The sequence below is a fragment of the Bacteroidota bacterium genome (assembly GCA_018698135.1).
Taxonomy (GTDB): Bacteria; Bacteroidota; Bacteroidia; order CAILMK01; family JAAYUY01; genus JABINZ01.
Genome location: JABINZ010000257.1, coordinates 1 through 10,702 on the forward strand (window position 1 = coordinate 1; position 10,702 = coordinate 10,702).

9 protein-coding genes are annotated in these 10,702 nt (G+C 33.2%); 2 read left to right on the forward strand and 7 right to left on the reverse strand.

The window, feature by feature from the left end:
- Positions 1 to 2: 2 nt before the first annotated feature.
- Positions 3 to 281, forward strand: a complete 279-nt coding sequence (locus tag HOG71_15985; protein MBT5992349.1) for a putative addiction module antidote protein — start codon at positions 3 to 5, stop codon at positions 279 to 281.
- 601 nt (positions 282 to 882) lie between these two features.
- Here HOG71_15985 and HOG71_15990 read toward each other — a convergent pair.
- From HOG71_15990 to HOG71_16020, 7 genes are all read right to left on the reverse strand, one after another.
- On the reverse strand, positions 883 to 1,932 hold the full coding sequence (locus HOG71_15990; protein MBT5992350.1) for a hypothetical protein: 1,050 nt from the start codon (positions 1,930 to 1,932) through the stop codon (positions 883 to 885).
- Between the two features lie 130 nt (positions 1,933 to 2,062).
- On the reverse strand, positions 2,063 to 2,971 hold the full coding sequence (locus HOG71_15995; protein ID MBT5992351.1) for a hypothetical protein: 909 nt from the start codon (positions 2,969 to 2,971) through the stop codon (positions 2,063 to 2,065).
- Between the two features lie 7 nt (positions 2,972 to 2,978).
- Positions 2,979 to 3,473, reverse strand: a complete 495-nt coding sequence (locus tag HOG71_16000; GenBank protein ID MBT5992352.1) for a cytochrome c — start codon at positions 3,471 to 3,473, stop codon at positions 2,979 to 2,981.
- On the reverse strand, positions 3,470 to 4,021 hold the full coding sequence (locus HOG71_16005; GenBank protein ID MBT5992353.1) for a DUF3341 domain-containing protein: 552 nt from the start codon (positions 4,019 to 4,021) through the stop codon (positions 3,470 to 3,472). The genes HOG71_16000 and HOG71_16005 overlap by 4 nt, the downstream gene beginning before the upstream one ends.
- Complete coding sequence (gene nrfD / locus HOG71_16010) at positions 4,018 to 5,295, reverse strand: polysulfide reductase NrfD (protein ID MBT5992354.1); 1,278 nt, start codon at positions 5,293 to 5,295, stop codon at positions 4,018 to 4,020. Before nrfD ends, HOG71_16005 begins: the two co-directional genes overlap by 4 nt.
- On the reverse strand, positions 5,292 to 8,213 hold the full coding sequence (locus HOG71_16015) for a 4Fe-4S dicluster domain-containing protein (protein MBT5992355.1): 2,922 nt from the start codon (positions 8,211 to 8,213) through the stop codon (positions 5,292 to 5,294). The genes nrfD and HOG71_16015 overlap by 4 nt, the downstream gene beginning before the upstream one ends.
- A gap of 3 nt (positions 8,214 to 8,216) precedes the next feature.
- Positions 8,217 to 9,305, reverse strand: coding sequence for a c-type cytochrome (locus HOG71_16020; protein ID MBT5992356.1), 1,089 nt, complete (start codon positions 9,303 to 9,305; stop codon positions 8,217 to 8,219).
- A gap of 236 nt (positions 9,306 to 9,541) precedes the next feature.
- Here HOG71_16020 and HOG71_16025 point away from each other — a divergent pair.
- Positions 9,542 to 10,702 (forward strand): hypothetical protein (locus HOG71_16025; protein MBT5992357.1); only part of this gene is annotated, 1,161 nt, incomplete at its 3' end.

Below are 10,702 nucleotides of genomic sequence, written 5' to 3' on the forward strand. Positions count from 1 at the left end.
ATATGGAAACCTCAAAATTTGACATAGCAGATTATTTAGACAATAATGAAATAATAGCAGAATATCTCAATTCCGTTTTGGAGGAAGGAAATAATTCGGATGTTATTATAGCAATTGGTCATATTGCGAAATCAATTGGAATGACAAAGATTGCACATGAAACCGGACTTAGCAGACCAAGTTTGTACAAAGCTTTATCTGAAGGAGCGAAACCCCAATTTGAAACAATTATGAAAATATTAAGAGCAATTGGAGGACAAATACGAATAAATCCTGTTTGAATTATACTTGCCAATATGTGATTATTGATTAATTTTTGATAACTCAATTCCTTCCCTTGAGTTAATTGCAGAAGGGAACTTCGATAAGGTGATCGAAATTCAAAATAGTCGTATATTTCCTTCGATAAAATCAGGAAAAAATCATGACAATTGTGGTTTAGGAAAAATATACTATTACGAAGGTAAAGTCAGGAATAACAGACTTCATTCGTTAATTTTTTAGCAATAATAACATATATGTTGTCTCAAACTGGACATATGAGAAAGAGCTCCGTCAAAACGTTCCTTGCAAATCCTGATAGGCTTTCTAAGTAATTGGAAACCAATTGCTAAAAAGGGCACTAGTGCCTATGCCTTTGTTAATAGGAGGCAAGTGAAATTTCTGCGAATCAGTGGCCTAAATGTAAATGGCGTTATAGTAAATATGTTTGTGGTATAATAAAGGATATATGCTAACCAAACTTCAAAATCTCTCTAGATATTCAATACTGTTTGGTTATTGAAATTTTTAACATTGGTTATTTTTTGCTATTTGTTGATTGTTTTTTACAAATGAATTTCATTCATAATCCAAACCCATGAATTTTCAATCCATAATGCTTTATTTAATTAATGTTTTTTGTTTTAATATATACCCAATTCCGATAGCAGCCAGGATGATAAAACCTACTTCCATAATGGGGTAATATGTTTGGGCTTTAAATACAGATGGTGCAATTAGCAAATAGATTTCAAACCATTTTGCAATTAGTATGAGCAAACCAACATAATATAGTTTTGATGTGGATTTGCGATTATTTTTTGAAAGTAAAATCAACCATGGAAGTAGGAAATTCCCCAAAACACTAATAATTAAAAAGGGGAGGAAATTCCACTGAAAAATATGCTGATAATATGCTATTTCACTTGGTATTGATGTATACCAAGCGATTAAAAACTGACTAAAAAATACATAGAACCAAATTAAGGATATAGCCATTGTCAATCTGCCCAAATCGTTTGAAAAGCTATGTAATTGATTATTTTGGTGATTCTTGACCAATAAAAATCCGCAGATTAACAAAAGCGCTGAAACCAACAGGTAAAATGAAAAAAGAGCCGAATGATAATCAAGCTGTATGGACATTAACCAATCCCAACTAAAAAGAGAAAAACCTAATAGTAAAACAATGACAAATTCTATGGCTTTGTGCTTTTGGCTTTGTTCATTTTGGTTTCTAAATTTTCTTAATAATTGATAGTGGTAAGTGTAAAAAACAAATAAGATAACAACTGCTCTGAGGGTGAGAAAAATGGGATGGAACCAAATAGTGTGAAATGAACTTTCAACTATTCTATCAATAAAGAAATGGGCGCTGGCTAAAACGAGTAAAAAACTAAAAATTAGAAATCTTAAAACACCCGCAGTTTGTAAAGATTGTAATTTCAATGGATCAAACCATTTAGAAGGAATAATTGTTTGCATTGAAAACAAAAGTAATCCACCTAAGGCAAGTAATAGAAAATACCAGTTAATACACACAAAATTAGTCCATAATAGTAACCAGTAATCATCTTTGCAACAAAAGGATGCACCAATAATTAGTAGTATAGCTACTATAATTAGGCCTGTTATTAATACATGCTTGGATATGAATTCTCGTATACTCATTCCATATGCTCCTTTTGTTTACTTAATGGTTAGGTTCTGAGCTGTGGCAATACCTCTTCTCTTCACCAATTCCTAATTTACTAAAACCCTTTATTGACATAGCTTAAACCATTGTTGTGTTTAGTATTTATTATATATATATCACTGTATAACAATCTAGATTCTCAAAAGAAATTTTAACAAATACATCATCATTGATATCTCTAAGAACCTCAAAACGCCAAAAACTCCCCCATCCTTCAAATGGTTCAAAGTATCTAATATTTTTATATGCTTTTAAGTCATTTTCAATTTTAACAATAGTGTTTTCATATGACTCAAAACACTTCTTATCATACATAAATGATAACTTATTATCATCAGATTTTATCATTTCTAAATTTTTCCTCAAAACTACTATATCTCTTAATTCAATTTCATTCATATCAAGTAATGATATTGTTAAAATTGTGATAAATTCATTTAATTTTTTATGAGTATAATATTCTTTCTCAGAACTTGAATATTTAGTTAATTTGAGACCATCTAATATAAAATTAACTTGCTGTTCAAATATTAAATGGTTTTTCAATTCATCTTCTATTCTTAATTTCAGTTTATTAATTTCTTCTAATTGCAAATTACACATATCCAAATTGAAGGATTTATCATTCCTTTTCAATTTTTTAAGTTTAAGATAATATTGTTCATCGAAAAATGAAAAAGCGTGTTCAAAATCACTATTATTGGTTACATAAATAATAGCATTGGGATATTCATGACCAGGAGCCATAGTCCAAGTATGAAGGTTCATTTGCAAATTCAATTTACCTGAGAAAATGCTTTTATCAATCTCAGTTATAGTATTCCTGTACAACGAATCTTTAATATTTAATGCATCTTCAAAAAATGGTTTGTAAGAGTTATTAGGATAACCTAATGCTATTGAAGTTATCAGTGAATTGTAGTCACTATCAATTGTGGATTCCAAGTCTTGTTTCTCAGGAAGAAAATTACATGATTGAAACAGAAGTAAAATTAATATGCAAATATTTCTCATATTGAAATTATATTAAACACAACGCTTGAATATACATCACCAGCAACCATTTTTGTGTACTGCTAAAGTCCTCTCCATTTGGTGGCATTTGGTTTTTTCCATGTGTAATCGAATGGAACATTTTTCCTTCCGATATTGTGGGTAGTCGTTTGGTAAAAACAGGAGGGATAGGGTATTTTTCTTTTTCAATCATTGGCGCATTGGCATTTCCATTTTCACCATGGCAATGCTTGCACAATGCATTATATAAAATTTTGCCTTCCATCAAGTTTTGTTCGGTAAGTGCCAAAGGATTCTTAAGTTCTTGTCCAGCTAATTCATAGGCTTCTTTGGTATTTGCATAAGGATAAATTTCTTGTTCCTTATTGTATGGAATTGAATGAACAGGCTTTTGCATGACCGATTCTTGTATTTCTTCTTTAGGTGGAGAAGATTGATCACATCCAAATAATAGGAGTATTAAAACAAAACTGAAATAGATTATCTGCCAATAAGTTTTCATTTGATATCCATTTTAATAGGAATTGGCAAAGCAATTTCTTGTTTGTAAAAATCAATTTCACATATTTCAAAAGATAATGATGAAATAGTAGTACTATCATCACACTTGAATATTAATAGGAATTCACCATCAGTTGATTCACATTTGTAATCCACTATTTGCTGACCAGGAATAACATGGGAAAACAAGACAAAGTAAAGAGTGACTCCTATGGCTGCAAATAGCACACTGCCTAAGAATACAGGAATTATGAAGGAAGGCCAAGGAATACTGTTTTTACCCGCAAATTGGATGGGTAGCTCCAAATGAAGATACAGCATTGAAGCCATGGAAATTACAAATCCAACCAAACCACTCCAAAAGGCTATACGACCAAAATTATTTGCATGCTTATTCTGCTTCAAGTGTTCAAATTCTATCTCATAGGGTGTTCTGATTTCCAGAATTTCTGCCTTTTTATCCAGCAATATTTGAACAGCATCACGAAGGGATATTTCATCTCTAAATATAGCTAGTGTAGCTTTCCGATTACTAACTATTTGCCTCATTTCTTCTTGTCTTTTAGTATTTCAGAATAAGAAATGGAAGGCAGATAGCGAATAAATAATAAAAAGAAAGTAAAGAAAAATCCGATTCCAAATAAAATCATGGCTAGTGAGAAAAAGTTCAATGAGAAGTTTGAATTATTTGCTGAAATATATCCTGTTTCAGAACTACTCACAATAATCATATAGCGTTCTAACCACATGCCAATCAGTATCAGGATCGATAAAATCAACACCTGTTTTGAATTGCTACGAATTGATTTTTTCCAAAACAATTGAGGAATTCCAATACTCAAAAAGAGGGATAAATAGTAAATGAAAGCAGTTTTGCCAACACTTTTTTGGATGAGTAATGCATTCTCAAATGGATTGTTGGCATATAAACTCATAAACACTTCATTGATATATACAAAGAAAATCAAAATGGATGTAGCCAACATAATTTTGCTCATATAATCAAAGTGTTCCTTTCGGATAAAATTATCCAGTCTATTAATTTTTCTATTAATGACCGCAAGAATGCAAAGCATTGCAAATCCGGATAGTAAAGCACCTAATACAAAATAGATTGGAAAAATACTCGAATGCCATCCAACATGCATACTTACTGCAAAATCAAAACTTACAATAGAGTGAACGGCAATAACCAATACAGTGGCCAAACCAGCTAAAATATAAAGCGTTTGTTTATGATTTTGCCATTGTGTAAGAGATCCTGTCCAGCCAGCAGCAAAAAAAGCAAGTAATTTATTCTTCTGATTAATCCTTCTCATTTGAGCAAGATCAGGTAACATTCCAATATAAAAGAAGATGATAGATAGAATCAAATAAGTTGAAATAGCATAGAAGTCCCAATTGAGTGGCGAATTAAAGTTTAGTAAAAAGTATCCGCTGTTGTTACTAATGGGTAATAGCTTATAGAAATAGCTTGGTTTTCCCAGATGGATAATGGGCATAATAGCTGCCAAAACAATGGCAATAATAGTCATCCCTTCTGCAAAGCGATTAATTCCTTTTCGCCAGTTTTGCCTTAGTAATAGTAATATGGCTGAAATAAATGTACCGGCATGTCCAATTCCTATCCAGAATACAAAATTGGTGATTAACACACCCCAGAAAATGCTGTTGTTAATTGCTAAAAGTCCAAGCCCTTTATTGAAAATAAGAAACACACCAATGCTACCTATTAGTAAGCTGGCAAGAGATATGAAGAATAAAATCCACCAAAGTTTCAAATTCTTATCTGAGCTTTCCATATGTAGATCGGAATAAATCATAAGTCCATATCTGTATTTCGCACTTTTGATAAATAATAGACAGATGGTTGTGTTCCTAAAGCGGGCAATAAAACATGAGCTCGTTTGTTCTTACTCAGATTGTACACCATACTTCCTTTATCATTCATGTCTCCAAAGTAAATTGCTTGTGCCGGACAAGATTGTTGACAAGCCGTTTGAATTGATCCATCCTTAAGAGGTGTGTCGTCCTGTTTTGCATTGGCTTTTGCTTGTTGTATTCTCTGTACACAAAAAGTGCATTTTTCAGCAGTTCCTGCCTCCCGAACACTAACCGATGGATTTAACATCAATCGACCCAATTCATCTGACATATGTGGCGAATTCGGATTTTGATGGCTGTAGTTGTTGTAATTAAATGTGCGACTTAAATAGGGGCAGTTGGTAGCGCAAAAACGAGCACCAATACAACGATTGTAATTTTGCTGATTTAAGCCTTCATTGCTGGAACTGACAGCAGAAACAGGACATACTGATTCGCAAGGTGCCTGATCGCATTGCTGACACATCATGGGTAAAAAGTGAAGCATTGGATGCTCAACTTCACCTGAATAAAAACGTTGCACTTTCATCCATGACATAGATCGCCCTTTTTTAATTTCCTCAGCACCAATGACAGGGATATTATTTTCTGCTTGACAACTAATACTACAAGATCCACAAGCTGTGCACTTATTTAAATCCACCACCATGGCCCAATGATGCGGTTTGAAGTCTCTTTTTTTAGACAAAACAGAAGTGGGAATGTCTTCAGAATTGTGAGATGCTTTCTTTGCTAAATAAGATATTAAACTTAATTCAGGAACGATCGCTTCTGTGCTAACTTTTGTATGTGTTTGTGTTTGGCAAACTTCTTCAAACTGATTTAGCCCTTCAATGCTGAAGGAAAACTGATCCGAGTTTGAATCATTCAATAATAATAATGGATTGTTTCCTTCATTAAGAGCAGATGCCATTTTTCCAACTGGAATCACTATACATGAATCAGCAATTCCTGCCTGAACTATGCACGGCAAATTAATCTCATGCTTATTTGATATTATCTTGATTATTTGTCCCTGACTTATTTTGTATTGTTTTGCTGTATCGGGCGATATTTGAGCATATATTTTCCAACTTCCGCTGGTAATGGGATCGACATATTCTGCTAAAAAACTATTCAGATGCGATGTATAGGATTTTTGCCCCTGACTTTCACAAAATACAATTTCAAGTTTTGTAGATTTTTTGAAATCATCCTTAATTATTTTGATGACAGGATCCAGATAGTGTTTGAAATTATACTTTTTAACTATTTTGGAACTGCTTGTCCAAATTCCTGCTTTAACAACATCATTGAATTGTATTGGCTTGTTTTGGTCGACACCAATATAGGATAAGCTAGATTTTTCCAAATAATCCAACCAGTTATCTGTGTGTTCCATCCAAATGAGAAAACTTTCCTGTGCCTGACGGGATTTCATAATTGGATTAATAGTAGCCTGAGAAGTTTGAAGTATACCCTTTGAAGAATAATTATTCCAAGATTCTAAAAAATGATGATCAGGACACAGATAATCTGCATGTTTACTATATTTATCCTTGAACAGATTCAAAGATATTTTAAGCTCAATTGAAGTCAGGGCTCGACTAATTTCTGAATCTTTTTGTTCATCCTTCAATAGATCATCATTCCAACAAATTAGACCTCCTATTTGCTTATCGCTTATTTTTGATTTTAACAATTGTACATCAAAACTGCCAATATCTTGCGTTATAAGGGGATTATCCAGATCAATACTTCTTCCCATATTGCCTAAAATACTGTTAATCCCAATAATTAATTTTTGATTATTCAAATTATTCGAAGCGCTGAGCAGGATAGATCGTCCTTTGTTTGATCGTAATTTGTCGGCTAATTGTTTTAGCTGATATTTGCTGTTTAGCTTGTCAAACTCAGGATACAACTTAGGTTCACGTATATATTGATATAAATAAGCAAGTATAATTCCTTCTTCAGCTGGTTTTATAATGCATCTTTTATCTGCGCTTGCTCCAGTAATACTAAAATGACTTTCGAATTGAATATGATAGGAAAGATTTCTGGTATTATCAATATCCCGTTTGGCTAAATAGGCGTTCGTATATTCAATAGGAGATAGCCAGTTCCCCAGAAAATCAGCACCAAAACTAACTAGTAATCTTGCTTTCTGAAATCGGTGATCAGGGAAAATAGCCTTGCCAAAAATTGAATGATAGGCATCAATGGTTTTTTGTGGTGCAAATAAATTGCTGTAATAGATTTTTGTTGATGGGTAATGATCTTTGAATTCCTTTAATAATTGAGTGCTTGCCGGACTATTTGAGTAAGGCATTACAATCGCAATTTCTTTCTTGCTTTGCTTGATTAATTGAAGCTTTTGAATTATTTCTCGATCGATTTCATTCCAGCTAGCAGCAAGCTTGTTTTTTTCAGGATTCTTTAAACGTTCACTATTGTATAAATCCAATAAAGAAGCATGAGCACTGGCACAAACTCCACCATTTGTTCGTTTTGAATTTTTATTTCCTTCTATTTTAATGGGTCGATAATCTACTGTTTTAACAGTTAACGGGCAGTGAGCCATGCAAACAGCACAAGTTGTTGCATACCATAGTTCTTCTCCTGGCTTTGGACTTGATGAATTCGAGAATAGGGGCATTCCCTTTTTAATAGGAGAGCGTTTGCATGCAGAGGATAGTGCCAATGCAGTTGTTCCTAATCCTAGAGTTTTGAAGAAATTTCTTCGATTACTGTTTAAGCCAGTGAAGTTAAAAATATGTTCAATCAAATTTTTGGATACTATTCGTTTGTCATCTCCCGGCAATTTTTGCCCATTTTGGTCCAAGCCAATCCATATGTCTTTTTTCTGCTGTCGCATTTGTTAATAATGACAAACGGAGCAATTTGCTCCTCCATTTTTTGTGACACTTAATCCTGTTAAGTTATAGATTGTGTCGTATACATTTTTATAATAGTTTAATTCTAAATTAATATACTGCTCGTTATGGCACCTTATGCACCATTTCATTTGAACAAGGGATTTGCTAATCATTGGCTGATCGGTCTGATCGTGGCAATCGATACAGCTTAGCTTAGCCGTTTTTACGTGTAAACCATGGTTAAAATGTACATGTTCGGGCAAACGGTATCCTTTCTTCCAGTTAATTCCTTTTTTGATGCTGTCAAGTTCAGTTAATTTTGAAATTTCATCTTTGCCAAAAACTTCACCTTCCTGAATATAATGATGGCATTTCATGCAATTCGAAATGAGAGGCAAGTTGGCTTGCGGATAATTTAATGCCTTGTCGTGACAGTAAATACAATCAATTGTATAATCGTTATAGTGAATTTTATGATTAAAATCCACATCTTGTTTTATTTCCAACAAACTTTTAGCTACTCTATTGTCTTGAAACGATCGGGCATTCAAACTCAGAAATATCAATATTAATAAAGTTGTGAAAACATAAAATGAAATGGGTATTCGTTTTCTTAAATCAGCTGATAAAAAAACTATTATTAATAGTATAAGTAGAATTGAAATACTGATTAGGCTTACAGTAGAAATGGGGAAACTTTTTTTGCTGGTTTGAACTACATCAATGGATTTAGATATAGGTTTAATGTATTCGTATTTTTCAATGTAGTCAAGTATTGCCAAGATTTCGTTGCTATCCAAGTCCGAAGGAGGCATTTCAATTTTTTGATATTCCTCATAAACCTGAAGCGCTAACTGGTTTTCTTCATTAATCAGTTTTTTAGAATCTGTAATAAAACGAATGAGCCATTCCTTAGTTCTTAGCGAATTGATGTTTTGTAAATCTGGTCCGGTGAGTATTCTGCCAATCTCATGACAACTACCACAATTTTCTTTGAAAAGCTTCTCGCTATCGATTTTCCCAAAACTATTTTGGGATAGAAGTAGAAGTATTAATAGGATACTTTTAGTTGCGTATGGATTAAGCTTCATTTTGACAAAATAGGGACTGATCCAAAGGCAAATTTATCATTTCCGTTTGAATGATTAATGGAAATTAAATATTTTGAAAATCCACTGCTATGAAAAGAGTGTTTATTTGGCCTAAAAGCCAATAACAGTAGGGTATAGAATTAATATTAATAATGCATAAATATTTGTACAAAATACTATATTTGCGAAGTAACAGTTGACTAAAATTGCTTAATCAGTACCAAAAAATAAATCTCATGAAAAAACGAATTACACTTTTCATTCTATTCATTGGAATGATGTCTTATGGGTTTTCCCAATCCTATTGTTCATCTACTGCAACATCGACTTACGATAGTGAGGTTGATAAGGTAGTTTTTAATACAATTAGTAATAATACTGCTAGTACTTGTGCAATGTATACAGATTTTACAAATATTAATACCAATGTGTTTCCAGGTCAGACCTATACACTGACTGTTACTTTAGGAAGCTGTGGTGGTAATTATGCTAAGTCCTATGCTTTTTATATGGATTGGAATGATGACGGAGACTTTACAGATGCTGGTGAAACACTTGGAACAGGTGGTACCTATACGGCTACTACAGCAGTTTCAGTCAGTGTTACTGTTCCTGTTAATGCAGCAACTTCACAGTTAAGACTTAGAGTTATTTCAAGTGAGAGTGGTATTCAGCCATCGTGCGGAACCTATACATGGGGTGAAACAGAAGATTATTCTGTAACAGTTCTTCCCTTATCAGGATTTGATTGTGCGTTAACAAGTGTTGATTCTCCAACAGTATTTGGAGTTGATAGTAATAAATTAACTGTGACTTTCACAAATATGAAAGCAGATTCAATCTTCTGGTTGGATCTTGGTTATTCATTGAATGGAGGAACCCCTGAACTTGTTTATGATTACAATATAAATGGTAATGCATTTGGAATTTTAGGACCGGGTTCAAGTGAGCAATATACTTTTGCAAAATCCGTTTTTGTTCCTACCAAAGGTAATCATCAATTAAAAGTATGGGTTGCCAATGTAAATGATTCCATTCCTGATAATAATAAAGTAAACGACACACTCCATCTGAACTTCTGTACAGGTATGGGTGGTGTTTATACAGTTGGAGCGGGTCAGGATTATACCACTTTGAATGACGCCTATAATGCCTTAAAAACCTGTGGGATTTTATCACCGGTTGTTTTTGATGTTAAAGCAGGTACTTATTCAGAAAATCTGGTTCTTGAACCAGTACTTGGAATGACTGACGTTAATACAGTAACATTCCAGGGAGCTAGCAAGTCTTCAGTTATTATGAATACTTCAGCCAGTGCAGCAATTGAATTTGATGCAGCTGACTATTTCAGATTTGAGAATATGACCATTAATGGTAGTGGCTATTGTGTACTCTGG

What these genes read in the sequence shown, in the direction of transcription:
- HOG71_15985 (MBT5992349.1), top strand. Translation starts at nt 3, where the DNA reads ATGGAAACCTCAAAATTTGACATAGCAGATTATTTAGACAATAATGAA.
- HOG71_15990 (MBT5992350.1), bottom strand. Translation starts at nt 1,932, where the DNA reads ATGAGTATACGAGAATTCATATCCAAGCATGTATTAATAACAGGCCTA.
- HOG71_15995 (MBT5992351.1), bottom strand. Translation starts at nt 2,971, where the DNA reads ATGAGAAATATTTGCATATTAATTTTACTTCTGTTTCAATCATGTAAT.
- HOG71_16000 (MBT5992352.1), bottom strand. Translation starts at nt 3,473, where the DNA reads ATGAAAACTTATTGGCAGATAATCTATTTCAGTTTTGTTTTAATACTC.
- HOG71_16005 (MBT5992353.1), bottom strand. Translation starts at nt 4,021, where the DNA reads ATGAGGCAAATAGTTAGTAATCGGAAAGCTACACTAGCTATATTTAGA.
- nrfD (MBT5992354.1), bottom strand. Translation starts at nt 5,295, where the DNA reads ATGATTTATTCCGATCTACATATGGAAAGCTCAGATAAGAATTTGAAA.
- HOG71_16015 (MBT5992355.1), bottom strand. Translation starts at nt 8,213, where the DNA reads ATGCGACAGCAGAAAAAAGACATATGGATTGGCTTGGACCAAAATGGG.
- HOG71_16020 (MBT5992356.1), bottom strand. Translation starts at nt 9,305, where the DNA reads ATGAAGCTTAATCCATACGCAACTAAAAGTATCCTATTAATACTTCTA.